Raw genomic sequence first — 26,992 nt, forward strand, 5'->3', positions numbered from 1 at the left:
GTTCAGACTTGGCCCCGCCGCTCCAGATGGAGATCCCTCGCATGCGCTCGGGATGACAAACGCTAGGGCGTAAACCCAATCGATGACGGGGATGAATCAATGAAGCTTCACCGCCTGATCGACCCGCTGCTGGCGGTGGAACGGCGCCTGTCGCCCCGCCGGGGCGAGGCGTCGGGCGTGCTGTTGCTCTCTGCCGGGGGGCTGGGCGACACCGTCTTGTTCTCGCTGCTGCTGCCGCGTTTCCTCCGACTGGCGCGGCCGGGCGAGGAGGTCACGGTGCTGCTGCGCTCCGATGGAGCGAAGATGAGCTTCCTGTTCCCCAAGCAGGTCAAGGTGGTGGCGGTGGATTTCGCCAAGCTGCGCCAGCCCGGCCATCGCCGCCGGATCATGGCCGAGCTTTACCGCGCCCATTTCCGGCTGGTGGTCTCCACCGACTATCTGCGTCATCCCGACCTGGACGAGGCCCTGGCCTTCGCCTGCGCCGCGCCCGAGCGCGCCGCCATGGCGCCCCGGCCCTGGCCCAAGCACGACCGCCGCCTGACCGCCCATGCCCGGCGCTGGGGCAAGGTGGTGGAGTGCGGACCGGTCCGCCGCGACAAGGTGCTGCGCTGGGCCGCCTTCGCCGATGCCCTGCTGGGAGAGGCGGAGCCCGCCCCGGTGGTGACGCTGCGTCCCGACCAGATGCCCGAAGCGGTGGCGCTGGACCGCCCCACCGTCTTCATCCAGCCTTTCTCGGCGGTGAAGGCCAAGCAGAGTCCGCCCGGCCTATATGCCGACATCATCAAGGCGCTGCCCGAGGGCTGGGAGGTGCGCATCGCCGGTCATCCCTCCGACCTGGACAAGAATCCCGATTACCGGCCACTGCTGGCGTTGCCGGGAGTGTCGTTCGAACCGGCGCCCTTCGCCCAACTGGCCGGGCTGCTGCGCTCGGCCCGGCTGGTGATCTCGGTGGATACCGCCTGCATGCATCTGGCCGCCGCCTTGGGGGCGCCCACCCTGTGTCTGGCCAGCGCCGCCTATGTGGGCGAGATCGTGCCTTATGCCGCCGAGGTGACTCCTGCCTCGTTGAAGGTTTTATACCACCCCATGGACTGCCAGGGATGTCTTGGCGATTGCCGTTTCCCCGCGGTTGAAAGCATGTATCCTTGCGTTGCCGCCCTGGACAGGGCAGAAGTGATCAGGACGGTCGTTGCCATGACGGAGGGTGGGTCATGAGTTTCGCTGCCATGCTGGACCCGGTCCTGCGCTTCCTGCTGCGCTACAAGAGCCGCCGCAAGCGGGCCGAGGGCATCTTGCTGGTCAGTTCGCGCGGCCCGGCCGAGATGGTGTTCCTCTCGGCGGTGCTCAGCCGCTTCATGCGGCTGGCCGGGCTGGACGAGAGCGTCACCCTGCTGTGCCGCCCCGACGCGGCGGGCATGGCCTTCCTGTTTCCCCGGCTGCTGAAGATCCGCAAGATCGAGTTCCGCCGCCTGGACGATCTGGAATACCGCTGGCAGGCCTTCATCGACCTGCATGCCCAGCATTACCGCATGATCGTATCGCTGGACTATGTGCGCGAGCATGACCAGGACGAGGCCCTGATCCTGGCCGCCGATCCGGCCGAGACGGCGGGCATGGTGCCGCCGCCCTATAAGCGCAATTATCACCAGCGCCTGGAAGAGAGCGAGAAGGTCTTCGACATCTTGTTCGACTCGGGGCCGCTGCGTCAGGACAAGATCCTGCGCTGGTCGAAATTCGCCGATGAAATTCTCGACGACCGCCAGCAGCCCGCTTTGGCGCTGTTGCCCGACAGCCAGTTGCCCCCGGCCGAGCACCTGCCCGAAACCATCGTCTTCTTCCCGTTTTCCGGCGTCAAGCAGCGCCAGATTCCCATGGAAATCTGGCGCCAGATGGCCGAAGCGGTGCCGTCGCACTGGCGCATCCTGGTGGCGGGCCACCGCAACGACTTCGACCGCAACCCCGAATACATGGCGCTGATGGCCCAGCCCAACGTGACCATGGAGACCTCGGGCTTCGACCGGCTCGCCTCCATCCTGCTGGGCTCGCGCCTGTCCGTGGGGGTGGACACCGCCGGTCTGCATCTGGCGGTGCTGCTGGGCACCCCGACCCTGTGCCTGGCTTCGGCCGCCTATGCCGGGGCGGGCGTGCCCTATGACGAACGGGTCGCCCCCGACAATGTCCAGTTCGTCTACGTCCCCATGGAATGCCAGGGCTGCCTGGGCCGCTGCAAGTTCCCGCTGGAGGACGGCATGTATAAATGCGTCGCCGAGCTGGATACCAAGGCGGTGGTGGATTATGTCCGCGCCGCCACCGGCGGGGGGATGCCGTGACGGCAGCGGTCGGCCATTTTCCCTCGCCCGCTTGCGGGAGAGGGAGGAGGCCCGCAGGGCCAGAGGGTGAGGGCTTAGTGTCCACCATCCATGCCCTCACCCGGCTCGCTTTCGCTCGCCACCCTCTCCCGCAAGCGGGCGAGGGTTTGTTCGCGAGGTCCTGGTGTTTGTCATGAGTCTTTTCCCGCGCGGCATGCGCCGTCGCTGGTGGATGTTCCGTCCCATCGACGCCCTGGTGGCGCTGTGGCCCGCGCCGCGTGAGCGCAAGGGCGTGCTGGTGGTGCGCATGGACGGCATCGGCGACATGGTGATGTTCCGCGCCGCGCTGGAGCACTATCCCGACGCCTTCGGAGTGGCGAAGTCCGAGATCACGGTGCTGGGCTGCAATTCCTGGAAGCCGCTGGCCGATCAGGTGTTTCCCGGCTTCAAAGTGGTGGCCATCGACGAGCATGCCTTCGAGAAGAAGTGGCTCTATCGCCTGAAGATCGCGCTCATGGTTCGCCGCCAGGGCTTCCAGGTGGCGGTGTGCGACATGTTCATGCGCAAGACCCTGACCGCCGATAGTCTGGTCTGGGCCAGCCGCGCCGAGCAGCGCATCGTCTGCACCCCCTTCATCACCGAGCGGACCAAGGCGGAATACGCCTGGTACCTGGCCAAGGCGACCCGGGTGATCGATACCGGCCCCTATCCCACCCATGAGGGGTTGCGGCATTTCACCTTCCTGCAGGCCCTGACCGGCACCCGCATGCCGCCGGAAGTGCCCGCCATCCCCTGGCGGAATGAGCCTCCGGCCCTGCCCGAGGGCGGCGCCTATGTGGTGATGAATTTCGGTTCCAACGAGCCGGGGCGGCGCTGGCCCTTCGCCCAGTTCCTCGACCTCGCCCGCCATTGCCTGGAGGCCGGTCTCAGGGTGGTGTTCGTGGGAGCGCGGCAGGAGGACTTCGCCAAGCCCGCCATCGCCGCCCTCGATCATCCCGGCGTGGTGGACACCATCGGCAGCCTGAAGCTGCCGCAACTGGTGGACGTGCTGAAGCATGCCGCCTGCGTGGTCAGCAATGATACCGGCCCCGGCCATCTCGCCATCGGGGTGGGGGCGGCGACGGTGCTGCTGGCGGGGGGCGGCCATTTCGGCTGTTTCGTGCCCTATCCCGAGTCCATCCGGCCGCCCCGGGCGGTGTTCCTCAACCACGAGATGGACTGTTACCACTGCCTGTGGCGCTGCCCCAAGCGGGCGTCGGACGCCGATGCCTTTCCCTGCGTCGCCGGAATTTCGGTGCAACGGGTGTGGGAGGCGGTGCGAGGGCTTGTTTCGCCGTCCTGACTTGCGCAAGATCGTGGCCCGACAGTCGCGAGGAACGTCCCCATGCCCAAGCTGCTCCACTGGCTGCCTGTCCTGGTCGTGCTGCTGTTGGGGGGCTGTGGCCCGGTCTATGAAACCGTCTACGACCTGACACCGCCCCGCTCGGCCGAGGGGCGGCAATGCGCCACCCAGTGCCAGACCACCCAGACCTACTGCAAGCGCAACTGTGAGCTGGAGGAGGATCGCTGTCGCTCCCGCGCCCGCGACGAAGCCCGGCGCGACTACGACCGCTATGTGCGCGAGCAGCGCGACAGGGGCAGGAAGGTCGAGCGCAGCGAGAGTTCCTTCGAGAGCAGCTATGGCTGCGGCGACTCGTCATGCAAGGCCGAATGCGGCAGGGACTTCCGGACCTGCTACACCACCTGCGGCGGCCAGGTCAGTTCTCGCCGGGTCTGCACCGCCTTTTGCGACAAGGAAACCGCCCCGGCTGCCGAGGCGGCGCCCAGTTCCCCCAGCGCAAAAGGGTCCGCCAGATCGGAAGCCTCGTCGTCGCTCTGCCGTCCCAATGCCCGGGTCAGCGTCCTGTCCGAGGGTGACTGGTATCCCGCCCGGGTGACCGGCGCGGTGCTGTCCGATGGCCGTTGTCCCATCCATTACGAAGGCTATGGGTCCGAGGACGACGAGGCGGTGCCCGCCCGTCGCATGAAGCCGCTGCCATAACGGTTTCCGGGCTCAGCCCGTCGGCGGCGCCAGGAACTCGGAGGTCAGCCTGACCGCCTCGGCCAGTCCCACCTTGACGGGGGTGACGCCCTCGGGGAAGGCGCCGAACAGCCGTGACGGCATCATGGGGTCCAGCAGCACGAAGACACCGTGATCACTGGCCCGGCGCACCAGCCGCCCGAAGGCCTGTTTCAGGCGCAGCCGGGTGATCATGTCGTCATGGGCCTTGCCACCGAACTGGGCGCGCCGCGCCTTGTGCAGGATGTCGGGGCGCGGCCACGGTACCCGGTCGAACACGATCAGGCGCAGCGAGCGCCCCGGCACGTCGACGCCGTCACGCACCGCGTCGGTGCCCAGCAGGCAGGACTCCTCCTCGGCGCGGAAGATGTCCACCAGGGTCGAGGTGTCCATGTTGTCCACATGCTGGGCCAGCAGCGGCAGCCCGGCATCCTCCAGCGGCGCGTTGATGCGCTTGTGCACCGCCCGCAGCCGCGAAATGGCGGTGAACAGGCCGAGCCCGCCGCCGCCCGAGGCCAGGAACAGCTCGCGATAGGCCGCCGCCACCTGATCCATGTCGTCCTTGCGCACATCGGTGACGATCAGCACCCGGGTCTGGGCGGGATAGTCGAAGGGCGAGGCCACGGCGGCGCGCAAGGGGGCGGCGGCCAGATGGGCGGCGCCGGTGCGCCGCTCGGCCGCCCGCCAGTCGGCATCCACGTCGCCCGAGCCGTCGCGCAGCGTCGCCGAGGTGATCACCACCCCGTGGGACGGCTCCACCACCGCCTTGGCGAAGGGAATGGTGGGATCGATCCAGTGGCGATGCATGCCCACATCCATGTCGCGCCCGTCGATGCGTTCCACCGACAGCCAGTCGACGAAGCGGTCGTCACTGGTGCCGCCCAGCGCGTCCAGCATGCCCTTCCACCCCGCCAGCGGCGCCAGGGCGCGGCGTTCGATGGAGCGGCAGATGCCCTCGATGCGCGATCGCGTCGCGCTGTCCAGTTCGGTGGCCTCGTCGTCCAACAGCCCGGCCAGGGATTTCATCAGGGTCTGCAGCGGAATGGCGAGGCGGCCCAGGGCCTGGGCGAGGTCGGCCGCCGCCTCCGGCAACCCCGGCACCGGCGGCTGGGTATCGGTCTCCAGGCTGAAGGGCGATGAGCTGTCGGCGCTGCGGGCATAGACCTGCTGGCGCACCAGGGCCAGGAAGGTCTCGGACGGGCCATGCGCCGCGCCCTCGCCCAGCCGCATCAGCCAGCCGGGGCCGGGCAGGGCGCGGGCGGCGGCCAGGGCGTTGTCCAGGGCCTGGACGCAATCCTCGGAATGGCCCACCAGATCCTCGGCGCGGCGATGCAGTCCCCTGGCCCGCGAGCGGGTGGCGGCGTCGCCTTCCGGCCCCAGCAGCCAGCGGCGCAGCTCGGCCGCCTCCAGCCCGGTCAGATGGGCGGAAAAGGCGGCATCGGCGGCATCGAAGACATGATGGCCCTCGTCGAAAATGGTCCGCGTCGGCATGATTCCGTCGTCGAGCCCGCCGAGCGCCGCCTGCACCATCACCAGGGCATGGTTGGCCACCACGATGTCGGCCCGGCGCGCCCGGCGCACGGCGCGCTCGATGAAGCATTTGCGGTAGTGGAAGCAGGCCGAGAACACGCATTCGCCCCGGCGGTCGGCCAGTCCCATGGTCCGCGCCCGTCCCAGCAGGTCCACCAGCCAGCCGGGGAAGTCGCCGCCCACCATGTCGCCGTCCCGCGTCGCCAGCACCCAGCGCGCCATCAGGCCCAGGGCAGGGGCGTCCTGGTTGCGGTTGCGGGTCAGTTGTTCCTCGAAGTTCAGCAGGCAGACATAGTTCTCGCGGCCCTTGCGGATCACCACCTTGCGCGCCTTGTCGTGGGGCAGGGGGAACAGCCGGTCCAGCTCGCCGTCCAACTGGCGTTGCAGGTTGCGGGTATGGGTGGAAATCCATACCGGGGCGGCGTTCTTCTCGGCCCAGACGCTGGCGGGGGCGATATAGCCCAGGGTCTTGCCGGTGCCGGTGCCCGCCTCGGCCAGCACTAGGCGGGGCTCGTCTTCCCGCTCGCGCGGCAGGAAGGCGAAGGACACCGCCGAAGCGTAGTCGGCCTGGGCCGGGCGTTGCTCGGCGCCGCTTCCCAGCATGGATGCCAGCCGGGCGCGGGCCTCGGCGGGATCGACCGGCAGGCTGCCGCCCGGTGGCTCGGGGGCGAATTCATTCCATTCCGGCAGTCGCTCCCACACCCGCGCCGCGCCGCCGCCGCGTCCCGAATCGCCCTGGACGCCCAAGGCCGCCAGCACCGGGCTGCCCCAGCCCCAACCCGCCCGCGCCATCATCCAGGCCAGGCCGCGGGTGTCCACCGCCCGGGCGGCGGTGTCGGCGGCGGTATTGCGGGCCAGTTCCTCCAGCAGGCGGCGGCTGGCGGTCATCAGCGCCTCGGCCTCGTCCTCCAGATCGGCGGGACGGGGCAAGCCCATGATCTCGGCCAGTCCGCGCGGCGTCGGCAGGCAGAACCGGGCGGGACGCACGAAGGCGAACAGTTCCAACACGTCCAGGCGGATGAAATCATCGAGGCCGAGCCGCGCCGCCACCGCCGGTCCATGGCAGACCATGGGGGATTCGTTGCGGGCGTAGCGGGCGGCCTGGGCGAGGCTGAGACGCCTGAATTCGCCATCGGGCTCCAGCGCCACGGCGCCCCTGGCCCCCGTCACCAGGACCGGGGCATGGGGCAGCAGGATGCGGGGGGCGTCGGGCGGCATGGCCGGAGACTACAGGGGGAACGGAAAGAGCACAAGCGCGCTCGGGCGCCGGGTGATCTACCGCACCGCCACCACCCTTCCTTCCACCTTGGGCGCCACGCTGGTCCGCGCCGCCAGATAGTCGGCCACCACATTGACCAGCAGTGGGCCGCCGCTGGCGTCCACCACCACCTTGGCCTCGGTCAGGGATTTGTAGCCGTCGCCGCCCCGGCCAAGATAATCCGAGGTGGCCAGCCGGTAGACCCGGCTCGGTTCCAGCGGCTTGGCGCCGACGCGCACCGAGATGACGCGGCTGCCCGGCGGCTTGGCGCCGTCATAGGTGATGGCCATGCCCGAGACCTGGGGGAAGCGCCCGGCCTTGGCCTCCACACCCGACAGGCTGTATTCCAGCACGGCGAGCAGCTGCTTGCCGGTGATGTCCACCGCCATGACCGCATTGCCGAACGGCATCTCGGTCAGGATGTCGCGCCGGGTCAGGGTGGTCCCCGCCGCATAGTTTCGGTTGCCGCGCAGACCGCCGCCATTGATCAGGGCCAGCTCGGCCTTGAAATGCTCTCGTAGCGCATCGGCGAACAGGTTGCCCACCGCCGATTCGTCGCTGCGCACCACGGTGCCCCGGCTGTCCATGGCGGTGTCGAGCCGGGTCAGAGGCTGGTCCAGCGCCTGGGCCAGCAAGGTGTCGTAGCGGGCCACCAGCGGCAGCAAGGCCGGGGCGGGGGCGGCGCCTGCCACCCGGACAAAGCGCCAGCCCTCGGTGACCACCTTGGTCGGGCCGGTGGCGCCGGGGTCGGGGCGGTCGACCACCAGATCCACCACCCCCAGCCAATGGGCATTGTTGCCCGCCTTCAGCACCAGGGCACCGTCTTCCTTGACGCTGATGGGGTCGTGGTCGTGGCCGCCCAGCACCAGATCGACTCCCTTGGTCCTGAGCGCCAGTTTGCGGTCCTCATCCAGGTCGAGATGGGTCAGCGCCACCACCACTTCGGCGCCCTGGGCGCGAAGTTGGTGGGCCATGGCCTGGGCGGCGGCCATCTCGTCGGTGAAGGTGACGCCCTCGGCCTGGGCCAGATCCCTGGTCCGCGCGGTCAGCACGCCGAGAAAGCCGACCTTGACCCCGTTGATCTCCCGGATCAGCGATTCCGCCATGCCGCCAAAGGGCTTGCCGTCGCTTCCCAGCACATTGGTGCCGACCCAGGGGAAGCTGGACTGGGCGATGCGCTCGGCGAAATTGGCGGGTCCGGCGTCGAATTCGTGATTGCCGGGGACGGCGGCCACCGGCGCCAGGGCGTTGAAGAACTCGATCATATGGGCGCCCTTGGTCAGGTTCGACGCCAGCGAGGGGCTGATGAGGTCGCCGCCGAAGGTGAAGGCCGCCAGGGGCGACTTGGCCCGTTCCTGGTCGATGCGGGTTTGAAGTTCCGCCAGGCCGCCCTGTCCATCCACCGGCCGGTATTCGTAGATGTCGTTGACATGCAGGAAGGTCAGGCGAAGCTGCTCGGCGGCGGCGCCCGATGCCCAGAGCATCAGGCACGCGGCCAGCCACGATGTCTTGATCATTCCCCTCGGTCCCCTTCCCCTGTCCAAGCCCCACTTTGCCCGCATCGCGGGCGTCGGACTAGCCAAATGCGGAAATGGAAGGTCCGGGCTCTCCAAGCTCCGATTGCCTTCGTTCGCCGGAAATGGAATCATGCGCCCCCATTCCCTGGTGTTTTCCGCTCGTCGTCCAGTATCCGGGTCGCGCGGCAGGAGGCCACCAACTTTTTGAATCGTTTTCACCTGGACGTGGAAAGCCCCATCGCATGAGGATCGCCGTTCTCGTCGCCGCATTGGCCGCAATAGGCCTGTCGAGCGTGGCCCAGGCCGAAACTGCCCGGCCGGTCAAGGCCAAGGCCCCCGCCAAGGCTGCCAAGCCGGTGGTCGACTCGCCGTTGGTGATTCTGACCAATGCCGCCAACCGGGGCGAGGCCGAGGCGCAGCGCCAGTTGGGCCAGGCCTATCGCGACGGACACGGCGTCAAGGCCGATATCCACGCCGCCCTGGGCTGGTTTGGGCTGGCGGTCGCCAATGGCAGCGCCGCCGCCGCCCTGGATGCGGCCGATCTCTATCAGCGCGGCCACGGGGTCAAGCGCGATATGGAGCAGGCGGCGCAGTGGCTCTACCATGCCGGGGTTTTGGGAGATGCCGGGGCGCGCGACAAGTGGGTGGAGCTGGTTCTGTCGGGCGAGGTCGCCTCGCTGGGTGGCGGCGCCGGGGTCGAGTGGCTGGTGGAAGCCGCCGGTCGCGGCGACAATCGCGCTCCCATGATCCTGGCCGATGCCTTTGAACGCGGCCAGGGCGTCGCCGCCAACGAGGATGCCGCCGAGGGCTGGCTGCGCGTCGCCATTACCCGGACTGGCGACCTGGAAGCGGAATACCGGCTGGGGCGGCTGTTGCTGGCCCGTCCCGCCTATTGGCGCATGCCGACCCTGGAGGAATGGAATCTGAAGGAAGCCGAGCGCAAGGGCCTGCCCTTCGGCGCCATCCCCTTCACCGTCAAGCCCACCGGCCAGGAAGACAAAATTCTCAGCCAGATGCGGCCGGGCATGGTCGAGGGCGAGCGGCGCCTGACCGCCGCCGCCCGTCGTGGCCATGCCGAAGCCCAGTTCCTGCTGGGCAAGTCCCTGGTGACCGGCATGGAACTGCCCATGGACATGCCGCGCGGCATCGGCTGGCTGGAGGCCGCCGCCTCCCAGGGCCATGCCGAGGCCACCATCACCCTGGCCGCGTTGGCGGCGGAAGGGTTCGGCCATTTCGCCCGGGATGCGGTGCGGGCCTTCGTGCTCTACGACCTTGCCGCCGCCGAGGGCGAGCCCGCCGCCGCCGCCGCCCGTGACGCGGTGGCCAAGGGGCTCAACCAGCGCCAGTTGGGCCGGGCGCGGGCCATGGTCCAGGGCTTCCGCGAATTGCAGCAAGGACTCTGATCACTCGCCCAGCAGGGTATTGCCGATGGCGCCGCCATCGCCGCTGAGGCGTTCGCGGATCACCCGGCCCAGGGCGGCCACCAGGGCCGCCATGGGCTCCAGCGCCTCGGGCCGCGTTTCCAGCAGTCGGCACAGCCGCTGGCCCAACTCGCTGACCAGGGGGTAGTCGAAGGTGCTGCCCTGGCCCTTCATGTCATGGGCAATCTGGAACAGTGTCGCCAGATGCGACGGGCGTTGATCCGGCTCGGCCATGACCAGCGCCCAGCAGGCCTCCAGGCGAGCGAGATCGGCCTCGGCCCAGGCGATATAGCGGCCCGACAAATTGGCCAGGGCGGCTTCGGCGCGGGCCATGGCCTCGGGGTCAAGGTCAAGAAAATCGTCGGCGGCGGGCAAGGCCTTAAACCGCCAAGGCGGCTTCCCGCCCGGCGAGATGTCGGCGGGCCTGGGCGATCAGCGTCGTGGCGCGGTCCATCAGTTCCAGCGCGGATAGCGGCTTGGCCACCACCTCGTCGATGCCGGCTTCCAGTGCCTCTTCCAGCACGGCGTGATGGTGGTCCTTGGCCAGGGCCAGGACGGGCGTGTGGGAGGCGCCGATTTCGCCCCGGCGCAGGCGGTGGACGAACAGCATCCCCTCGGTGTGATCCGCCGACCAGTCCATCACCACCAGATGCGGGTTATGGACACCAATCAGCGGCGCGGCGGCGGTGGTGGAGCGGGCCTCGACAATGTCGGTCACCCTCAGGGCGCTCAGAATCGTGGTGATCAACCGCCGCATATGGGCGTTGGCATCGATCACCATGACGCAGATACGCCCGCCGTCCATTCTTCGCCCTCCCCCTTCCGGCGTTTATCCGGTGAATACCCTATCATTCCGGCCGTGAGAGTCGAAATGGGCCAATGGTATTACGCGCTAAACCCTCAGCCACAGCCCGCCCGGTCGGCGGGCCAGCTCCATCCCCGCCGCCCGGGCCAGGGCTTCGACCCGGCCGCCCAGGCGCAGCCCGAAGCGGCGGGCGAGATGGTCGCCCACTCCCGCCACCGGCGCCCAGCCGTCAGAGGCCAGTTCCTCGGCCACCAGCCGCAGCAATTGCGGGTGGGAGGGATCGCCCTGGCGCTCGGCCGCCACCCCCTCCGCCCGGGCCAGGGCGATGTCGGCATCGAAGCCCTTGTCGTTGGAAGCGATGACGATGAAGCCGGGCCTTGGCGCCCGCTCCGTCAATTGGCGAATCCGTGCCGCCATGATCTGGTCGGCGGCCTGGGGCGGGGCGTCGTCAGGGACCAGGACCTCCGCATTCGCCGTCAGCCCCGCCTTGACCAGCGCTCGCCGCCAGGGCTCCACCAGCAGGTCACGACCGAACAGCTCGATGCGGCCGAAATCCCGCCAGCGGCGCACGGTCTGGCGCTGGGCCGGTGATGACAGGTTCTCGCAGTCGATCAGGACAACACTCGTCATGGGTGTGACGCCTTATTCATGCATTCTTTTACGCGTCTTTTTGCAAGCTATAGTATATTGATGGATGCCGCTTGTCTCCTTATCTTGACCGCCATTCGGATCAGCGTCCATCAGGAGAGCCAGGCATGACGAGGACCCTTCGCGATGTGGTGGGCAGCAGGGACCTGATCAGCGTGCGGCCCGGCGATTCGGTCCGCCAGGCGGCGCGGGTCATGTTCGAGAACGATGTGGGCGCCGTGGTGGTGATGGAGGGCGACACCCTGCTGGGCATCTTCACCGAGCGCGACGCGCTGCGCTTCTTCGCCGCCACCCGACGCAATCCCTATATCGTCGACGTCGACGCGGTGATGACGCCGGTGCCGGTCACCATGGCGGCCGACATGTCCGCCGATGAAGCCCGCGCCGTGATGCTGGCCCGGGGCTTCCGCCATCTGCCGGTGGTGGATGGGGAAAGGGTGGTGGGGGTGGTGTCGCTCCGTGGCCTGGATTTCCACGGCTCGTGGCCGGAATGAGGGAAAATACGGCAATGACTCTGCTTCACCTTGGCGCCGCGCTCATATACCCTGTGTCCAACGGGGTGGCGGCGTCACGTCCGACGTGATATGCAGGCGTCCCAGGCATTGCCGGTGGAGTAGGAATGTTCAAGCGCAAATCCCTTGAAGCACAGGTCGGTGACGTCTTCGTCAAGACGCATGACACCAAGGGGAACTTCTGGGTGGTCGAGAAGCTGTTCGAACATGTGGACGGCATCATGCACGCCCGGCTGTTCAATCAGAAGCAGCCCAAGACCATGATCACCGTCTCCGCCTCGACCCTGACCGACGCCGATTTCTTCCAGCGCGCGCCGGCCGCTCCCCATCACGACTGATCCCGCCCGGGATCAGGACGGGACCAGGGCCCGGATCGGCGCGTCGGTAATCACCGTCGGCGGCTGGAACGGATTGCCTTGCACCAGCACGATGGCGGCGGTGGGCGCGGCGGCGGCTGCGAAGATGGCCACCGCCAGGATTTCCGCCCGCGCCTGATCCACATGTACCATGGCGATGGAAATCATGGTGAGAAAGCCCAGCCCCGCCATACCCAGCCATTTCAGCGGATTGACATGGGTGCGGCTGAGCGCGATGCGCATGCTCCGGGCGACCCGCACCTGGGTGACCTGGGTCAGCATCAGGGCATGGGTGGCCGGTTGGCTGGTCAGGGAAATCTCCTCGCCCGAGAGCAGGGCCAGCAGGGCGTCCAGCCTATCGGCCGCCTCCTGGCTGCTGAGCCTGCGGGCCAGCAGCGGCCATTCCTCCTCCACGGTGATGCGGGCGTAATCGGCCACCGCCGCTTCCACCGCCCGGCGCGAGGCTTGGGGCAGCGGTGCCGCCAGGGCCTTGATGCTGCGCAGCGCGTCGCCTTCCTGATGCACCGCGTTCAACGCGCGGTCATGGGCGTTCCAGGTATCATTGGCGAGAAAGGCGAGGGTGAGGGCGAACAACACGCCGACCACGCCGAGGAAGGGCGGCGACATGCCGCGATAGGTCCTGATCTCCTCGGCCCAGGGCGAGCGCAGCGTCACCCATAGCAGGAACCACGCCGCCGCCACCGTGCCCAGCAGCGCCACGACGGCATAGAAATAATGGTCGTAGGCGCCGAAATCCATGACCCGCCCTTCCCGTGAAGCAAGGGCCGCATTTCAGCCTATCTGACCGCCTTGCGCCAGCGCCACTTTGGAACCGCTGGACTTTTCCAACTGGCCGCAGATGAACTTCCCCGCCGCCACCAGCCTGTCCAGGTCGACGCCGGTCCTGATGCCCAGACCGTTGAGCATGTAGAGCACGTCCTCGGAGGCGACATTGCCTGACGCCCCCTTGGCATAGGGGCAGCCGCCGAGGCCCGCCACCGAGGCATCCACCACGGCGACGCCCAGGTCCAGCACCGCCAGGATATTGGCCAGGGCTTGGCCGTAGGTGTCGTGGAAATGGGCGGCCAGCATGGAAACCGGCAGGCGGGCGGTCACCGCCTCGACCATGGCGCGGGCCTTGGCGGGGGTGCCGGTGCCGATGGTGTCGCCCAGCGAGACTTCATAGCAGCCCATGGCGGCAAGACGGGCCGCCACCTCGGCCACCGCCGCCGGGGCGATCTCGCCTTCATAGGGGCAGCCCAGCACGCAGGAGACATAGCCCCGCACCCGGATTCCGGCCGCCTTGGCCCGCTCCATGACGGGGGCGAAGCGGTCCAGGCTTTCGGCGATGGAGCAGTTGATGTTCTTGCGCGAGAAGCTTTCCGAGGCGGCGGCGAACACCGCCACCTCTTCGGCGCGGGCGGCGATGGCGGATTCCAGTCCCTGGAGGTTGGGGGTCAGCACCGGATAGGACGTGCCGGGCCGCCGGGTGATGCCCGCCATCACCTCGGGCGTGGTCGCCATTTGCGGCACCCATTTGGGGCTGACGAAGCTGCCCGATTCGATGACGGACAGCCCGCTCTCCGACAGCATGTCGATCAAGGCGATCTTGACCTCGGCCGGAACCAGTCGTGCCTCGTTCTGCAAGCCGTCGCGGGGGCCGACCTCCACCAGCTTGACCGATTGGGGGAACTTCATGCTCGTCTCCGTCATCGCGGGGGTCGCCCCCACATCGCGGGGTTCGCCCCCACCCCGACCCTCCCCCAGCCGAGCTGGGGGGAGGTCGGGAGGGGGGCTACGGGGCGCTGGCCTCGAAGTCCAGCAGATCGGCGCCCTCGGCCACCGCGTCGCCGACGCCGTAATGCACCGCCGTGACGGCGCCGTCGCCCGGCGCCTTGATGGTGTGCTCCATCTTCATGGCCTCCACCACGATCAGCGGCTGGCCGCCGGTCACCACGTCGCCGGGCTTCACCAGAACCTGCACCACCGTGCCCGGCATGGGCGCCGCCAGCCGTCCGTCGCCCGCGTCGCGGTCGGCGGCCTTGGCCGAGGGGTCGTCCAGCTTGATGCGCCAGGTCTGGCCGTCATGCAGCACGGTGATGTCGAAGCCGGCGCGCACCACCGTGGCCGAGCGTCGCTCGCCGCCGATCTCGGCGGTCAGGGTACGGCCCGCCAGGGTGGCGCGCCGCGCCGACAGCGATCCGCCGGGCAGGTCCAACTGCCAGCCGGCCTTGGCGAAATGCACCGTGACCGGGCAGGACTCGTCGCCGTCCAGGAAGCGGAAGTCGTGGTGGTTATCGTCGTTGAGCCGCCAGCCATTGGTCTGGTGCCAGGGCGAGAAGGGATCGCCCGAGCGCCGGGCCGCCTCGCGGCCTTCCTCGTCACGCCACAGCAGCAGGGCCAGGGCGGCGAAGGCGAGGCCGAGATCGGGCACCCTGGCGGCGGCGGGCAGCAGGTCGGCGCGATAGCGCTCGATGAAGCCGGTGTCGATCTCCTGGGCGGCGAAGGCGGGATGGGCGGCGATGGCGCCCAGGAAGCCCACATTGGTAGTGACCCCGGCCACGTGATAGTCGGCCAGGGCACGGCGCAGGCGGCGCAGCGCAGCGTCGCGGTCCACGTCCCACACGATCAGCTTGGCGATCATGGGGTCGTAGAACATGGTGACCTCGTCGCCGGAGCGCACGCCGGTATCCACCCGCACATGGCGGTTTTCGGCGGGCGGCTCCAGATGGACCAGCCGCCCGATGGCGGGCAGGAAATCCTTGGCCGGGTCCTCGGCATACAACCGGGCCTCGAAGGCGTGGCCGTGGCGGGTGATCTGGTCCTGGGCCAGGGGCAGCGGACGGCCCGAGGCCACCAGCAATTGCCACTCCACCAGATCAAGGCCAGTGATCATCTCGGTAACCGGATGCTCCACCTGGAGGCGGGTGTTCATCTCGATGAAGAAGAAGCGGCCGTCCTGGTAGAGGAATTCCACCGTGCCCGCGCCCACATAATCGACCGCCCGGGCGGCGGCCACCGCCGCCTCGCCCATGGCGCGGCGGATATGCTCGTCCAGAGCCGGGGCGGGGGCCTCCTCGATCACCTTCTGGTGGCGGCGCTGGATGGAGCAGTCGCGCTCGAACAGATAGACGGCGTTGCCCTGGGTGTCGGCGAAGACCTGGATTTCCACATGGCGCGGACGGCCGAGATAGCGTTCCAGCAGCAGGGAATCGTCGCCGAACGCCGCCTTGGCCTCGCGCTTGGCCGAACTGATGGCGTCGGCCAGCCCGGCTTCCTCGGCCACCACCCGCATGCCCTTCCCGCCGCCCCCGGCGCTGGCCTTGACCAGCACGGGATAGCCGATGCGGGCGGCCTCAAGGGTCAGCTCGGCCACGCCCTGGCCGGTGCCGTGATAGCCGGGTACCAGCGGCACGCCTGCCGCCTCCATCAGCCGCTTGGACTCCGATTTCGAGCCCATGGCACGGATGGCGCCCACCGGCGGGCCGATAAAGGTGATGCCCGCTTTCGCGCAGGCTTCGGCGAAACCGGCATTCTCGGACAGGAAGCCATAGCCGGGATGCACCGCTTGCGCACCCGAGCGGATGGCGGCGTCCAGGATGGCGTCGGGGCGCAGATAGCTCTCGGCCGCCGGGGGCGGGCCGATCAGGAAGGCCTCGTCGGCCATGGCCACATGCCTGGACTCGGCGTCGGCCTCGGAATAGACCGCCACGGTGCGGATACCCAGGCGCTTGGCGGTGCGGATCACGCGGCAGGCGATTTCGCCCCGGTTGGCGATCAGGATCTTGTCGAACATGCGTCCCTCTGTTCCTTTCCCCTCTCCCGCTGGCGGGAGAGGGTGGCGAGCGATAGCGAGACGGGTGAGGGCTTTTTCGCCACCGCCACCCCCTCACCCCGACCCTCTCCCCCCCACGGGGGGAGAGGGAGACGTAACAACGTCACGATGACCACCCCGGCTTTCTTTTCTCCAGGAAGGCGGAGACACCCTCCCGTCCCTCGTCGCTGGCGCGGATATCGGCGATCTGGGCGGCGGTCCAGTCACGCAAGGCGTCGGTCAGCGGCTCGTCGGCGGCGCGGCGGATCAGCCGCTTGGCGGCGCCCATGGCCTTGGGGCCGTTGGCGGCCAGCTTGCCCAGCCACAGGTCGCGCACCTTTTCCAGCCCGTCGGCGGGCACCACTTCATGCACCAGGCCGCTGGCCTGGGCCACGGCGGCGGTGAAGATTTCGGCACTGACGGCATAGCGCCGCGCCTGACGCCCGCCCAAGGCGCGGACCACATAGGGGCTGATGGCGGCCGGGATCAGGCCCAGCTTGACCTCGGACAGGCAGAAGCTGGCGCTCTCCGCCGCCACCACCAGATCGCAACAGGCCACCAGTCCGACGCCGCCGCCATAGGCGGCGCCCTGGACCACGCCGATCACTGGCCGGGGGCAGGTGTCGATGGCCTCCATCAGGCCCGACAGCGCCTTGGCGTCGCGAAGATTGTCCTCGGGTGAATTGCCCGCCATGCGCTTCATCCAGGCGAGGTCGCCGCCGGCGGAAAAGCTCTTGCCGGTGCTTTGCAGCACCACGGCGCGGGCTTCGCCCAGATGGGAGAAGGCCTCGGTCAGTTCCTTGATCAGGGCGTCGTCGAAGGCGTTGTGGCGGTCGGGCCGGTTCAGGGTGACGAAGCGGACCCCGTCCCGGGACTCGACGAGAAGATTGCCGGTCATGGCCATTACATCCGGAACACGCCGAACCGGGTGGGCTCGGCGGGGGCGTTGAAGGCGGCGGACAGGCCGAGCGCGAGGACCATGCGGGTCTCGGCCGGGTCGATCAGCCCGTCGTCCCACAGCCTGGCCCCGGCGTAATAGGGATGGCCCTGGGTCTCGTACTGGTCGCGGATGGGGGCCTTGAACGCCTCTTCCTCCTCGGGCGGCCAGCTTTGGCCCTTGGCCTCCATGGCGTCCCGCTTGATCTGGGCCATGACATTGGCGGCCTGGTCGCCGCCCATGACCGAGACGCGGCCATTGGGCCACATGAACAGCATGCGCGGCTGATAGGCGCGGCCGCACATGCCGTAATTGCCCGCCCCGAAGCTTCCCCCCAGGATGACGGTGAAGCGCGGCACCTTGGCGCAGGCCACGGCGGTGACCATCTTGGCGCCGTCCTTGGCGATGCCGCCCGCCTCGTATTTCTTGCCCACCATGAAGCCGGTGATGTTTTGCAGGAAGATCAGCGGAATGCCACGCTGGCTGCACAGCTCGACGAAATGGGCGCCCTTCTGGGCGCTTTCCGAGAACAGGATGCCGTTATTGGCGACGATGCCCACCGGATAGCCCCAGATATGGGCGAAGCCGGTCACCAGGGTGGTGCCGTAGGTCTGCTTGAACTCGTCCAGGCGTGAGCCGTCGACGATGCGGGCGATGACCTCGCGGATGTCATAGGGCTTGCGCCGGTCGGCAGGGATGATGCCGTAGATTTCGCGGGGATCGTAGAGCGGCTCCTCCGGGGCGGCGATGTCCACCGAGACCGGCTTGACCCGGTTGAGATTGCCGACGATGCGCCGGGCGATGGCCAGGGCGTGGCCGTCATCCATGGCATAGTGGTCGGTGACGCCCGAGGTGCGGCAATGCACGTCGGCGCCGCCCAGTTCCTCGGCGGTGACCACCTCGCCGGTGGCGGCCTTCACCAGCGGCGGCCCTCCCAGGAAGATGGTGCCCTGGTTCTTGACGATGACGCTTTCGTCGCTCATGGCCGGGATATAGGCGCCGCCCGCCGTGCACGAGCCGTGCACCACCGAGATCTGGGGAATGCCCAGGGCCGACATCTGGGCCTGATTGTAGAAAATCCGGCCGAAATGCTCCTTGTCGGGAAAGACCTCGTCCTGGTTGGGCAGGTTGGCGCCGCCGGATTCCACCAGATAGACGCAGGGCAGGTTGTTTTCCTTGGCGATTTCCTGGGCGCGCAGGTGCTTCTTGACGGTCATGGGGTAGTAGCTGCCACCCTTCACCGTGCCGTCATTGGCGATGATCATGCATTCCTGGCCCTGGATCGAGCCGATGCCGGTGATGATGCCCGCCCCCATGACGTCCTTGGAATACATGTCCCAGGCGGCCAGCTGCGAGAATTCCAGGAAGGGCGATCCCACATCCAGCAGGCGGCGGATGCGCTCCCTCGGCAGCAGCTTGCCGCGCGCGATATGGCGTTCGCGCATGGCGGGGCCGCCGCCCTGCTTCACCTGGGCCACCACCCGTTTCAGGTCGTCCACCACCGCTTCCATGGCCGTGGCATTGGCCTTGAACTCGTCCGAGCGGGGATTGACGGAGGTTTTGATGACGCTCATGGCCGGGCTTTCCGATTTTTCTTCGTCACCCCCGGATCAAGTCCGGGGGGCCAGGGATGCCCGGGACAAGCCCGGGCATGACGGATAGGGAACGGGCGACGCAGGGCGCTACGCCGTTTCGCCGAACAGCTCACGGCCGATCAGCATGCGGCGGATTTCGCTGGTTCCGGCGCCGATCTCGTAGAGCTTGGCGTCCCTGAGCAGCCGCCCGGTGGCGTAGTCGTTGATATAGCCGTTGCCGCCCAGGGTCTGGATCGCCTCCAGCGCCATCCAGGTGGCACGCTCGGCGCAATACAGGATGACCCCGGCGGCGTCCTTGCGGTTGGTCTCGCCCCGGACGCAGGCCTTGGCCACCGCATAGGTATAAGCGCGGCAGGCGTTGAAGGTGGTGTACATGTCGGCCAGCTTGGCTTGCATCAGCTGGAAGGTGCCGATGGGCTGGCCGAACTGCTCGCGCTCGTGGACATAGGGAACCACGATGTCCATGCAGGCCGCCATGATGCCCAGCGGCCCGCCGGTCAGCACCACCCGCTCGTAGTCCAGGCCGCTCATCAGCACGTTGACGCCCTTGCCCACCGCGTTCAGCACGTTCTCCTCCGGGACCTCGCAATCCTGGAACACCAGCTCGCCGGTGTTGGAGCCGCGCATGCCCAGCTTGTCCAGCTTCTGGGCGACGGAGAACCCCTTGAAGGTCTTTTCCACCAGGAAGGTGGTGATGCCGCGCGGCCCGGCCGCCGGATCGGTCTTGGCATAGACCACGATCACGTCGGCGTCGGGGCCGTTGGTGATCCACATCTTGGTGCCGTTGAGGATGTAGCGGTCGCCCTTCTTCTCGGCTTTCAGCTTCATGGACACCACGTCCGAGCCCGCATTGGGCTCGCTCATGGCCAGGGCGCCGATATATTCGCCGCTGATCAGCTTGGGCAGATACTTCTTCTTCTGGGCCTCGTTGCCGTTGCGGCGGATCTGGTTGACGCACAGATTGGAATGCGCGCCATAGGACAGGCCCACCGAGGCCGAGGCCCGGCTGATCTCCTCCATGGCGATGACATGTTCCAGATAGCCCATGCCGGCGCCGCCGTATTCCTCTTCCACCGTGATTCCCAGCAGCCCCATCTCGCCCAGCTTGCGCCAGAGATGGTTGGGAAATTCGTTGCTGCGGTCGATCTCGGCCGCCAGCGGCGCGATGGTGTCGGCGGCGAAGGCCGCCACCGAATCCCGCAGCATGTCGGCGGTCTCGCCCAGATCGAAGTTGAGCGCGGAATTGAAACCCGGCATGGAACGCTCCCGTTCATTGGTGTTTAAACGAGCATACGTTTTTTTAATTCCGCCGCAAGGGGATTCAAGGGCGCAGAATGATCCACGGCGTCAAGGGGAGTCCGGGCCGGACTGACGATCCGCGGGATCAGCTTTCGATCCCGTTCTCCTGCAGCATGGCCTTGGCGTCGGCCAGTTCCTTGCCCATGGAGCGCATGGAACTGAGCAGGCTCATCAGCAGGTTGTTCAGGCCCGGCGGCGCCTGTTCCATCATGGCGCGGATGGAGGCCTTTTCCAGCACCAGGCAGACCACGTCGTCATCGGCGGTGGCGCCCGCCATGCGCGGCGAATCGTCCATCATGGACAACTCGCCGAAGACCTGGAACGGCAACACCCGGCCGATGGTGACTTTCTTGCCCGCCACGGTCTTGAAGATGCGGACGCTGCCTTGCTGCAGCAAATAGGCGCGGTCGCCGATCTCGCCCTCGCGGAAGATGACGCTGCCCTTGGGAAAGGTGCGCCGCTCGGGAGTGAGGCTCTTCTTCTCGGTCATGTCCATCCCCTGCCTTGACCTGGAAGGCGCCAGCATAGCGTGACGGAGGGCGGAAGTCAGGTGTCGCGACACGATGGCTGACAGACCGGGCGCCAGGGGCTACCCTGCGACCATGACCAAGCCGCCTCACAAAGCTCCCAAGCACGTCCCCATTCCCTCCAAGCAGGAAGTGCTGGACTTCATCAAATCCTCGCCCGGCCGGGTGGGTAAGCGCGAACTGGCCCGTGCCTTCGGCCTGCGCGGGTCTGACAAGATCGACCTCAAGGCCATCTTGCGGGAACTGGAGCGGGAAGGCGCGGTGGAGCGCGGCCAGAAGAAGCGCTTTGCCCGTCCCGGCGCCCTGCCCGATGTGGGGGTGGTGGAAATCATCGGCACCGATGCCGATGGCGAATTGCTGGCCCGACCGCTGGCCTGGGAGCATGACGGACGGCCACCGCGCATCTTCATGGCGCCCTTCCGCCAGGGTGAGCCCGCGCTGGGCGTCGGCGACCGGGCGCTGTGCAAGCTGCGGCGCCTGCGCGACGACACCTACGAGGCCCGCGCCATCCGGGTGGTGGGCGAGGCGAGAGCCCGGGTGCTGGGGGTGTTCGAGTCCAATCCCGACGGGTCGGGGCGGCTGCGGCCCACCTCGCGCAAGGAAAAGGCCGAGTATCTGGTGCCCAAGGGCGAAAGCAACGGTGCCGAGGCGGGCGAGCTGGTGCTGGCCGACATCATGCCCGGCCGCCTTTACGGCTTGCGCCAGGTCAGCGTCAAGGAACGCCTGGGCCTGATGGGGGCGCCGCGCTCGGTCAGCCTGGTCGCCATCCATGCCAACGACATTCCGTTCGAATTCCCCGAAGCCGCCTTGAAGCAGGCCGCCGCCGAGGGAGCGGCCCCCATGGGGCACCGCACCGATCTGCGCGCCATGCCGCTGGTGACCATCGACGGCGAGGACGCCCGCGACTTCGACGACGCGGTCTGGGCCGAGCCCGACCCCGATCCCAATAATGCGGGCGGCTGGCATTGCCTGGTCGCCATCGCCGATGTGTCCTGGTATGTGCGCCCCGGCGACGCCCTGGACAAGGAAGCCTTCAAGCGCGGCAACTCGGTCTATTTCCCCGACCGGGTGGTGCCCATGCTGCCCGAGGAGCTGTCCAACGGCTGGTGCTCGCTGAAGCCCGACGAGGACCGGCCCTGTCTCGCGGTGCATTTCTGGCTGGACAAGCTGGGCAACAAGCTGCGCCATCGTTTCGTCCGGGGAATGATGCGCTCGGTGGCGCGCCTGACCTATGCCCGGGTCCAGGCGGCCAAGGACGGCAATCCCGACGAACAGACGGCACCGCTGCTGGCGCCGGTGATCGAGCCGCTGTATGGCGCCTGGAACGCCCTGTTCCTGGCCCGCAAGCAACGCGGCGTGCTGGAGCTCGACCTGCCCGAGCGCAAGGTGGTGCTGGACGAGTCGGGCAAGATCGCCAAGATCGAGGAACGCGAGCGCTTCGACAGCCACCGGCTGATCGAGGACTTCATGATCAGCGCCAATGTCTGCGCCGCCGAGACCCTGGAGCAGATTCGCCAGCCCTGCATGTACCGGGTCCACGATCTGCCCTCGGCCGAGAAGCTGGACAGTTTGCGCGAATTCCTCGGCAGCATGGAGCTGAAACTGGCCAAGGGCCAGGTGCTGCGCCCCGAGCATTTCAACCGCATCCTGGAAGCGGTGGCCGATACCCCCAACGCCCATCTGGTCAATGAGGTGATCCTGCGCAGCCAGGCCCAGGCGGTCTACCAGCCCGAGAATATCGGCCATTTCGGCCTGGGGCTGGCCAAATACGCCCATTTCACCTCGCCCATCCGCCGCTATGCCGACCTGCTGGTGCATCGCGCCCTGGTGACCGGACTGAAATTCGGCGATGGCGGACTGCCTGCGGATGCGGTTGTCGACTTCCCGGACTGGGGCGAACACATTTCGATGACGGAACGGCGTGCCGCCACCGCCGAGCGCGAAGCGGTGGACCGCTACGTCACCGCCTATCTGGCCGATCGGGTGGGCGCCGTCTTCAATGCCAAGGTCTCGGGCGTCACCCGTTTCGGCCTGTTCGTCACCCTGGAAGGGACCGGCGCCGATGGGCTGGTGCCCATCTCGTCATTGCCCGAGGACTTCTATGTCCACGACGAGACCCATCACTGCCTGGTGGGCAAGCGCACCCGCAAGACCTTCCAACTGGGCCAGCGCCTGGATGTGGTGCTGCGCGAGGCCAATACCCTGACCGGCTCCATGGTGTTCAACCTGGACGGCGCCCCCGAGCGTGGCGCCCGGCCGCCCCGTCGCGGTCCGGCACCGTTCCGCCCGCCTAAGCGCAAGGGGCGGTGACGCCTATTCCTGCTTGATCTTGACCAGATCGCCGATGGAGACCATGCCGACCACCTTGCCCTCGCGCACCACCGGGACATGGCGGCAGCGGGTTTCGGTCATCACGGTCAGCAGGTAGTCGATATCGTCGTCGAGACGGCAGGTGATGACGTCCCTGGTCATGGTTTCCGCCACCGACATGTCGATGGCGTCCCAGCCGGACCTGGCGACGCAACGGGCGATGTCGCGCTCGGAGAAGATGCCGACCACGCCGCCGGTGGGGTCGGTGCAGACCAGGGCGCCGATCCCCCTGTCTTGCAGTTGGACCGCCGCCTCGTGCAGCGATGAACCGGGGCTGATGGTGTGAACCAGATCGCCTTTCTTGGCGAGAACCTCTTCGACCCGCATGGCCTTCCCCTTGCCGATATGTCCCACGGGGGAACGGTATCAAAAAATTATGAACCGATTATATAGCGATCCAATTCCAGCCCGTGGAATGGGCAAGTGGAGAATGGCTGTCGCGACTTGCGGAAGCTAATTAAATTGTAAATAATTAAAATATAGTGTAAATTATAATTTGATGAGCGTGAACCCGCTCCTTAGGATTCATAAAATGGAAAAGCACGAACCGCAAGCAGTTGGACTGCTGAGTGACTGGCTCGTTCCGCCGGTAATTGTCCCTCTTTTCCTGGTCATCTGCCTGATCACCTGGATCATGATCCGCCCATACGTGGGCTAGTGAAAGTCGTGGTGACTCAAATGCCAAGCAACAACCTGACATTTCCCATCTCGCGCGGCATCGAAGGAATGAATCATCTGGCAAAGTTCCTCAATGACGCTTCCCTTGTCGGCGACTGGCACTTTACCAAGGGGTCTCGGTTCGACCAGTCCCAGGTTTCCATCGACTTCGACAATCCCGCCGACTTGGCGCCAGCCTGGCGGAACTACCGTGCCAGCGCGCTGGCGAGGCCCGACCCGGGCTGATCCTCCGGCGGCTTCAGGCCGGTTACCGGCAGGGTGAAGAAGAAGGTGCAGCCCTGCCCCGGTTCGGATTCCACCCAGATACGGCCCTTGTGGCGCTGGACGATGCATTTGCAGATGGCCAGTCCCACGCCGGTGCCGGGATATTCCGATGGATTGTGCAGGCGCCGGAAGATTTCAAAGATATCCTGGCTGGTGGCGCTAAGGCCGATGCCGTTGTCGGACACCGAAATCCGCCATTCCGCGTCGTCGCGTTTGGTCTCCACCACCACCGTCGGCGTCACGCCGGGCTTGCGGAACTTGACGGCGTTGCCGATCAGGTTCTGGAACAGTTGCATCAGCTGGATTTCATCGCCCATGACCTGGGGCAGTTCGCCGATGGTGACCAGGGCTCCGGCGTCGTCGATGCTGCTTTTCAGGTTGCGGATGGCGGCGGCGCAGGCTTCGTGCATGGAGACCGGGACAAACCCCTTCTCCTCGGTGGCGATGCGTGAATAGGCCAGCAGGTCGTTGATCAGCGTATGCATGCGCCGGGCGGCATCGATGATGAAGGTCATGTATTCCTGCGCCTCGGCATCCATATCTCCGCCCAGGCGTCGTTCCAGCAATTGGGTGAACGAGGTCAGGGTGCGCAACGGCTCCTGCAGGTCATGGGACGCCACATAGGCGAAGCGTTCCAGTTCGGTGTTCACCCGGGTCAGGTGCTCGACCGCCTGGCGCAGTTCCTGGTCGCGGGCCATGCGTTCGGTGACGTCGCGCAGGATGCCCACATAGTGCGAGACGCGGCCATCCAGGTCACGCACCGGCGACACCGCCGCCTCCTCCCAATAGCTGGAGCCGTCCTTGCGGCAGTTATGCAGGGTCCCGCGCCAGACCTGCCCCGCCTGGATGGTGTGCCAGATGTCGTCATAGGTCTCGCCGCTGGCGGCATCGGCCCGCAGGATGCTGGGCGGCTGGCCCAGCACCTCGGCGGGGCCATAGCCCGATGTGTCGCGGAAGCAGGGATTGACATAGGTCATCAGCCCTTCGGTATTGGTCACCACCACCGACACCGGGCTTTGTTCCACCACCATGGACAGGACGCGCACCTGTTCCTCGGCCGCCCGGCGTCGGGCGCGCTCGCCCGCGTCGCGCAACTCGCGCTCGATGGCGGGAACCAGCCGGGCCAGGGCGGCCTTGTCGATGAAGTCGTGGGCGCCCCGCTTCATCAGCTTGACCGCTTCCTCGGCCCGCACCATGCCCGACATGATGATGAACGGCAGGTCGAGCCCGCTGGCCTGGAGAGTCTCGAGGGCGCCGGCGGCGCTGAAGGCGGGGAGGTTGAAATCGCTGAGGACCAGATCCCAGGGGCCGCGCTGCAGGCCGGTGCGCATGTCCTCGGCCGTCTCCACCCTGAGCAGGGTAGGGGAGAAACCGCCGCGGATCAGCTCCAGTTCCACCAGTTCGGCATCGTCGGGCGAATCTTCCACCAGGATCACCCTGAGCGGCCTGGCATCCATCTTTCGCGCTCTCCCCCTCCTTGAGCCATCCCGTCCCCATGCAAGCGAGAAATATAGCAATCAAACCGCGATTTGTCCTGGGACTATCTCCGCCGGGGGCGTTCAGTGTTTATTCGACATTCACACCCCCCCGAAACTCCGTTCATTCCTTCCGGATATAACCTGTGGCCTGAGTTCAAGCATGAGAGGCGGAAACATGTTCCCCCATAAGGATAGGCGCCGGTTGCCGCGCAAGGTCGGGCAGGGGCTGGTCGTCCTGATCAACGGCAAGGTCCATCCGGTGATCGATATCTCCACGGCGGGAGTCTCGTATCAGGCCGCCAACCACAAAATCGGCGCCACGGTTGCGCTGACCATCGCCCGGCTCAGCGATATTAGTGACTGCATAGATGCCAAGATCACGGTAATATCGAAGGATGAAACCGTGACCCGAGCCGAGTTCAAGCCGACCATGCCACTGCTGCGCTATATCATCAGTCATATCGGCGAGGCGACGAGAGCGGTGCCCGCCTATTTCAGATAATTGCGACCATGGCCATGCACGGACAAGTCGCCCTCATCGCCGTCATCGATTCCCATGATGCGTCGCGCCAGCAGGTGACGCAGGCGCTGATGTCGCTTTACCGGGTCAATGCCTATGCCGACAGCGAGCGGGCGATCCATGGTTTGCGGGCGGCGCCTCCGGCGGTGATCCTGGTGGACGAGCAGGTTCCGCCCAAGGGCGGTAGCGCCTTCATTTCCCATCTGAAGCACGAGCCCGCCCTGGCCGCCATCCCCACGGTGATCACGGGCAAGCGGGACGAGGCCGTCCTGGCCGAGATGGCCAAGCAGTGCGGGGCGGTGGGTTCTCTGCCCAAGCCGTTCCGGCGCAGCGCCCTGATCAAGACCGTCACCGCCCTGATCAACCGGAATGTGGAGGCCGACTGGGACAACCTGCCCGAGATCCAGCGCCAGGCGCTGAAGGGGACGGTGGAGGTGTTCAACAACATCTCCGACTTCATCGCGGCGGGCGAGCCGGTACCGTTCGGCTCGGTCAAGGAGGCCTGCGCGCCGCTGATCGACGCGGTGGCCAAGAATGACTTCAAGGGCATCCTCAACGGCGTCAGGGAGCACGACAACTACTCCTACGCCCACAGCATGCGGGTGGCGACCCTGCTGTCACTGTTCGGCCATACCCTGGGCCTGCCCAAGGAGGATCAACTGGTGCTGGCCAGCGGCGGGCTTCTCCATGACGCGGGCAAGATTTCCATTCCCCACGAGGTGCTGAACAAGCCCGGCCGCCTGACCGAGGAGGAATTCACGGTGATGAAAAGCCACGTCACCGAGACCATCAAATTCCTCGACGTGGCCCACGACATCCCCAAGCCGGTGATGATCATCGCCGCCCAGCATCACGAGAAACTGGACGGCACCGGCTATCCCAATGGCCTCAAGGGAGGGGCGCTGAACGATCTGGCCCGCATGGCCTCCATCGTCGACGTGTTCAGCGCGCTCACCGATCGCCGCGTCTACAAGCCGCCCATGCCGGCGGAAAAGGCGCTCGATATCATGACCCACGAGATGGACCACCACCTGGACCAGCATTTCCTGGCCCTGTTCAAGACCATGCTGCTGGACGCGGTGGTGGACTGAGGGA

General features: G+C 67.1%; 25 protein-coding genes. 11 read left to right on the forward strand and 14 right to left on the reverse strand.

What is annotated here, in order from left to right:
* The first annotated feature begins 99 nt into the window (after positions 1-99).
* The 4 genes from A6A04_RS06300 (at position 100) to A6A04_RS06315 (ending at position 4,350) form a co-directional block, all read left to right on the forward strand.
* Positions 100-1,215, forward strand: coding sequence for a glycosyltransferase family 9 protein (locus A6A04_RS06300; RefSeq protein WP_068491014.1), 1,116 nt, complete (start codon positions 100-102; stop codon positions 1,213-1,215).
* Positions 1,212-2,330, forward strand: a complete 1,119-nt coding sequence (locus A6A04_RS06305; RefSeq protein WP_068491015.1) for a glycosyltransferase family 9 protein — start codon at positions 1,212-1,214, stop codon at positions 2,328-2,330. Before A6A04_RS06300 ends, A6A04_RS06305 begins: the two co-directional genes overlap by 4 nt.
* A gap of 172 nt (positions 2,331-2,502) precedes the next feature.
* Positions 2,503-3,651: a glycosyltransferase family 9 protein gene (locus tag A6A04_RS06310; protein WP_068491018.1), complete on the forward strand. Its 1,149-nt coding sequence runs from the start codon at positions 2,503-2,505 to the stop codon at positions 3,649-3,651.
* 42 nt (positions 3,652-3,693) lie between these two features.
* Positions 3,694-4,350: an MBT domain-containing protein gene (locus A6A04_RS06315; protein ID WP_068491020.1), complete on the forward strand. Its 657-nt coding sequence runs from the start codon at positions 3,694-3,696 to the stop codon at positions 4,348-4,350.
* Between the two features lie 12 nt (positions 4,351-4,362).
* Here A6A04_RS06315 and A6A04_RS06320 read toward each other — a convergent pair whose 3' ends face one another.
* Both A6A04_RS06320 and A6A04_RS06325 read right to left on the reverse strand, forming a co-directional pair.
* Positions 4,363-7,116: an ATP-dependent DNA helicase gene (locus A6A04_RS06320; protein ID WP_068491022.1), complete on the reverse strand. Its 2,754-nt coding sequence runs from the start codon at positions 7,114-7,116 to the stop codon at positions 4,363-4,365.
* A gap of 57 nt (positions 7,117-7,173) precedes the next feature.
* Entirely contained in the window at positions 7,174-8,673 is a 1,500-nt protein-coding gene (locus A6A04_RS06325; RefSeq protein ID WP_068491023.1) for a bifunctional metallophosphatase/5'-nucleotidase, read from the reverse strand.
* Between the two features lie 242 nt (positions 8,674-8,915).
* On the opposite strand from A6A04_RS06325, the gene A6A04_RS06330 reads away from it, so the two are divergent.
* The gene (locus tag A6A04_RS06330; protein WP_068491026.1) at positions 8,916-10,076 is read left to right on the forward strand and encodes a tetratricopeptide repeat protein; all 1,161 of its coding nucleotides are present in this window, start codon (positions 8,916-8,918) and stop codon (positions 10,074-10,076) included.
* On the opposite strand, the gene A6A04_RS06335 is transcribed toward A6A04_RS06330, so the two are convergent.
* From A6A04_RS06335 to A6A04_RS06345, 3 genes are all read right to left on the reverse strand, one after another.
* The gene (locus A6A04_RS06335) at positions 10,077-10,469 is read right to left on the reverse strand and encodes an Hpt domain-containing protein (RefSeq protein WP_245651098.1); all 393 of its coding nucleotides are present in this window, start codon (positions 10,467-10,469) and stop codon (positions 10,077-10,079) included.
* Between the two features lie 4 nt (positions 10,470-10,473).
* Entirely contained in the window at positions 10,474-10,899 is a 426-nt protein-coding gene (locus A6A04_RS06340) for a response regulator (RefSeq protein WP_082914746.1), read from the reverse strand.
* Positions 10,900-10,986: 87 nt separating this feature from the next.
* Positions 10,987-11,529: a hypothetical protein gene (locus A6A04_RS06345; RefSeq protein WP_068491028.1), complete on the reverse strand. Its 543-nt coding sequence runs from the start codon at positions 11,527-11,529 to the stop codon at positions 10,987-10,989.
* A 125-nt stretch (positions 11,530-11,654) separates the two neighbouring features.
* Between A6A04_RS06345 and A6A04_RS06350 the strand changes: the two genes are divergently transcribed.
* Positions 11,655-12,041 (forward strand): CBS domain-containing protein, encoded by a 387-nt coding sequence (locus A6A04_RS06350; RefSeq protein WP_068491031.1) that lies wholly within the window; start codon positions 11,655-11,657, stop codon positions 12,039-12,041.
* A 125-nt stretch (positions 12,042-12,166) separates the two neighbouring features.
* The gene (locus A6A04_RS06355) at positions 12,167-12,397 is read left to right on the forward strand and encodes a hypothetical protein (protein ID WP_068491032.1); all 231 of its coding nucleotides are present in this window, start codon (positions 12,167-12,169) and stop codon (positions 12,395-12,397) included.
* A 12-nt stretch (positions 12,398-12,409) separates the two neighbouring features.
* Here A6A04_RS06355 and A6A04_RS06360 read toward each other — a convergent pair whose 3' ends face one another.
* The 7 genes from A6A04_RS06360 to A6A04_RS06390 all read right to left on the reverse strand — a co-directional run bounded on the left by A6A04_RS06360 (position 12,410) and on the right by A6A04_RS06390 (position 20,550).
* A complete protein-coding gene (locus A6A04_RS06360; RefSeq protein WP_068491035.1) occupies positions 12,410-13,174 on the reverse strand; it encodes a bestrophin-like domain in 765 nt (254 codons plus the stop codon).
* Between the two features lie 33 nt (positions 13,175-13,207).
* Positions 13,208-14,113, reverse strand: a complete 906-nt coding sequence (locus A6A04_RS06365) for a hydroxymethylglutaryl-CoA lyase (protein WP_068491036.1) — start codon at positions 14,111-14,113, stop codon at positions 13,208-13,210.
* A gap of 97 nt (positions 14,114-14,210) precedes the next feature.
* Positions 14,211-16,211: an acetyl-CoA carboxylase biotin carboxylase subunit gene (locus A6A04_RS06370; protein WP_068491038.1), complete on the reverse strand. Its 2,001-nt coding sequence runs from the start codon at positions 16,209-16,211 to the stop codon at positions 14,211-14,213.
* Between the two features lie 142 nt (positions 16,212-16,353).
* Positions 16,354-17,127 carry an enoyl-CoA hydratase/isomerase family protein gene (locus A6A04_RS06375; protein WP_068491397.1) on the reverse strand — a complete coding sequence of 258 codons (774 nt, stop codon included), beginning with the start codon at positions 17,125-17,127 and terminating at the stop codon, positions 16,354-16,356.
* Between the two features lie 5 nt (positions 17,128-17,132).
* A complete protein-coding gene (locus A6A04_RS06380) occupies positions 17,133-18,740 on the reverse strand; it encodes a carboxyl transferase domain-containing protein (RefSeq protein ID WP_068491040.1) in 1,608 nt (535 codons plus the stop codon).
* A 108-nt stretch (positions 18,741-18,848) separates the two neighbouring features.
* Positions 18,849-20,018 carry an isovaleryl-CoA dehydrogenase gene (locus A6A04_RS06385; protein ID WP_068491042.1) on the reverse strand — a complete coding sequence of 390 codons (1,170 nt, stop codon included), beginning with the start codon at positions 20,016-20,018 and terminating at the stop codon, positions 18,849-18,851.
* 127 nt (positions 20,019-20,145) lie between these two features.
* Positions 20,146-20,550, reverse strand: a complete 405-nt coding sequence (locus A6A04_RS06390) for a cyclic nucleotide-binding domain-containing protein (RefSeq protein ID WP_068491398.1) — start codon at positions 20,548-20,550, stop codon at positions 20,146-20,148.
* 112 nt (positions 20,551-20,662) lie between these two features.
* Here A6A04_RS06390 and rnr point away from each other — a divergent pair, with 112 nt between their 5' ends.
* Positions 20,663-22,897 carry a ribonuclease R gene (gene rnr, locus A6A04_RS06395; RefSeq protein ID WP_068491044.1) on the forward strand — a complete coding sequence of 745 codons (2,235 nt, stop codon included), beginning with the start codon at positions 20,663-20,665 and terminating at the stop codon, positions 22,895-22,897.
* A gap of 3 nt (positions 22,898-22,900) precedes the next feature.
* Here rnr and A6A04_RS06400 read toward each other — a convergent pair whose 3' ends face one another.
* Positions 22,901-23,284, reverse strand: a complete 384-nt coding sequence (locus A6A04_RS06400) for a CBS domain-containing protein (protein ID WP_068491400.1) — start codon at positions 23,282-23,284, stop codon at positions 22,901-22,903.
* 351 nt (positions 23,285-23,635) lie between these two features.
* Between A6A04_RS06400 and A6A04_RS06405 the strand changes: the two genes are divergently transcribed.
* Positions 23,636-23,860, forward strand: coding sequence for a hypothetical protein (locus A6A04_RS06405; RefSeq protein WP_068491046.1), 225 nt, complete (start codon positions 23,636-23,638; stop codon positions 23,858-23,860).
* On the opposite strand, the gene A6A04_RS06410 is transcribed toward A6A04_RS06405, so the two are convergent.
* Positions 23,821-25,356 (reverse strand): sensor histidine kinase, encoded by a 1,536-nt coding sequence (locus A6A04_RS06410; protein WP_068491048.1) that lies wholly within the window; start codon positions 25,354-25,356, stop codon positions 23,821-23,823. The two genes, A6A04_RS06405 and A6A04_RS06410, sit on opposite strands and share 40 nt — an antisense overlap.
* A 223-nt stretch (positions 25,357-25,579) precedes the next feature.
* On the opposite strand from A6A04_RS06410, the gene A6A04_RS06415 reads away from it, so the two are divergent.
* Both A6A04_RS06415 and A6A04_RS06420 read left to right on the forward strand, forming a co-directional pair.
* Positions 25,580-25,879, forward strand: coding sequence for a PilZ domain-containing protein (locus A6A04_RS06415; protein WP_245651099.1), 300 nt, complete (start codon positions 25,580-25,582; stop codon positions 25,877-25,879).
* 14 nt (positions 25,880-25,893) lie between these two features.
* Complete coding sequence (locus A6A04_RS06420; RefSeq protein ID WP_068491402.1) at positions 25,894-26,988, forward strand: response regulator; 1,095 nt, start codon at positions 25,894-25,896, stop codon at positions 26,986-26,988.
* Positions 26,989-26,992 lie beyond the last annotated feature (4 nt).

The sequence above is a fragment of the Paramagnetospirillum marisnigri genome, from assembly GCF_001650715.1.
Classification (GTDB): Bacteria; Pseudomonadota; Alphaproteobacteria; order Rhodospirillales; family Magnetospirillaceae; genus Phaeospirillum; species Phaeospirillum marisnigri.

What these genes read in the sequence shown, in the direction of transcription:
- A6A04_RS06345 (WP_068491028.1), bottom strand. Translation starts at nt 11,529, where the DNA reads ATGACGAGTGTTGTCCTGATCGACTGCGAGAACCTGTCATCACCGGCC.
- A6A04_RS06370 (WP_068491038.1), bottom strand. Translation starts at nt 16,211, where the DNA reads ATGTTCGACAAGATCCTGATCGCCAACCGGGGCGAAATCGCCTGCCGC.
- A6A04_RS06385 (WP_068491042.1), bottom strand. Translation starts at nt 20,018, where the DNA reads ATGCCGGGTTTCAATTCCGCGCTCAACTTCGATCTGGGCGAGACCGCC.
- A6A04_RS06420 (WP_068491402.1), top strand. Translation starts at nt 25,894, where the DNA reads ATGCACGGACAAGTCGCCCTCATCGCCGTCATCGATTCCCATGATGCG.
- A6A04_RS06330 (WP_068491026.1), top strand. Translation starts at nt 8,916, where the DNA reads ATGAGGATCGCCGTTCTCGTCGCCGCATTGGCCGCAATAGGCCTGTCG.
- A6A04_RS06315 (WP_068491020.1), top strand. Translation starts at nt 3,694, where the DNA reads ATGCCCAAGCTGCTCCACTGGCTGCCTGTCCTGGTCGTGCTGCTGTTG.
- A6A04_RS06355 (WP_068491032.1), top strand. Translation starts at nt 12,167, where the DNA reads ATGTTCAAGCGCAAATCCCTTGAAGCACAGGTCGGTGACGTCTTCGTC.
- A6A04_RS06325 (WP_068491023.1), bottom strand. Translation starts at nt 8,673, where the DNA reads ATGATCAAGACATCGTGGCTGGCCGCGTGCCTGATGCTCTGGGCATCG.
- A6A04_RS06310 (WP_068491018.1), top strand. Translation starts at nt 2,503, where the DNA reads ATGAGTCTTTTCCCGCGCGGCATGCGCCGTCGCTGGTGGATGTTCCGT.
- A6A04_RS06320 (WP_068491022.1), bottom strand. Translation starts at nt 7,116, where the DNA reads ATGCCGCCCGACGCCCCCCGCATCCTGCTGCCCCATGCCCCGGTCCTG.
- A6A04_RS06305 (WP_068491015.1), top strand. Translation starts at nt 1,212, where the DNA reads ATGAGTTTCGCTGCCATGCTGGACCCGGTCCTGCGCTTCCTGCTGCGC.
- A6A04_RS06410 (WP_068491048.1), bottom strand. Translation starts at nt 25,356, where the DNA reads ATGGATGCCAGGCCGCTCAGGGTGATCCTGGTGGAAGATTCGCCCGAC.
- A6A04_RS06380 (WP_068491040.1), bottom strand. Translation starts at nt 18,740, where the DNA reads ATGAGCGTCATCAAAACCTCCGTCAATCCCCGCTCGGACGAGTTCAAG.
- A6A04_RS06340 (WP_082914746.1), bottom strand. Translation starts at nt 10,899, where the DNA reads ATGGACGGCGGGCGTATCTGCGTCATGGTGATCGATGCCAACGCCCAT.
- A6A04_RS06300 (WP_068491014.1), top strand. Translation starts at nt 100, where the DNA reads ATGAAGCTTCACCGCCTGATCGACCCGCTGCTGGCGGTGGAACGGCGC.
- A6A04_RS06360 (WP_068491035.1), bottom strand. Translation starts at nt 13,174, where the DNA reads ATGGATTTCGGCGCCTACGACCATTATTTCTATGCCGTCGTGGCGCTG.
- A6A04_RS06365 (WP_068491036.1), bottom strand. Translation starts at nt 14,113, where the DNA reads ATGAAGTTCCCCCAATCGGTCAAGCTGGTGGAGGTCGGCCCCCGCGAC.
- A6A04_RS06390 (WP_068491398.1), bottom strand. Translation starts at nt 20,550, where the DNA reads ATGACCGAGAAGAAGAGCCTCACTCCCGAGCGGCGCACCTTTCCCAAG.
- A6A04_RS06375 (WP_068491397.1), bottom strand. Translation starts at nt 17,127, where the DNA reads ATGACCGGCAATCTTCTCGTCGAGTCCCGGGACGGGGTCCGCTTCGTC.
- A6A04_RS06350 (WP_068491031.1), top strand. Translation starts at nt 11,655, where the DNA reads ATGACGAGGACCCTTCGCGATGTGGTGGGCAGCAGGGACCTGATCAGC.
- A6A04_RS06405 (WP_068491046.1), top strand. Translation starts at nt 23,636, where the DNA reads ATGCCAAGCAACAACCTGACATTTCCCATCTCGCGCGGCATCGAAGGA.
- A6A04_RS06400 (WP_068491400.1), bottom strand. Translation starts at nt 23,284, where the DNA reads ATGCGGGTCGAAGAGGTTCTCGCCAAGAAAGGCGATCTGGTTCACACC.
- rnr (WP_068491044.1), top strand. Translation starts at nt 20,663, where the DNA reads ATGACCAAGCCGCCTCACAAAGCTCCCAAGCACGTCCCCATTCCCTCC.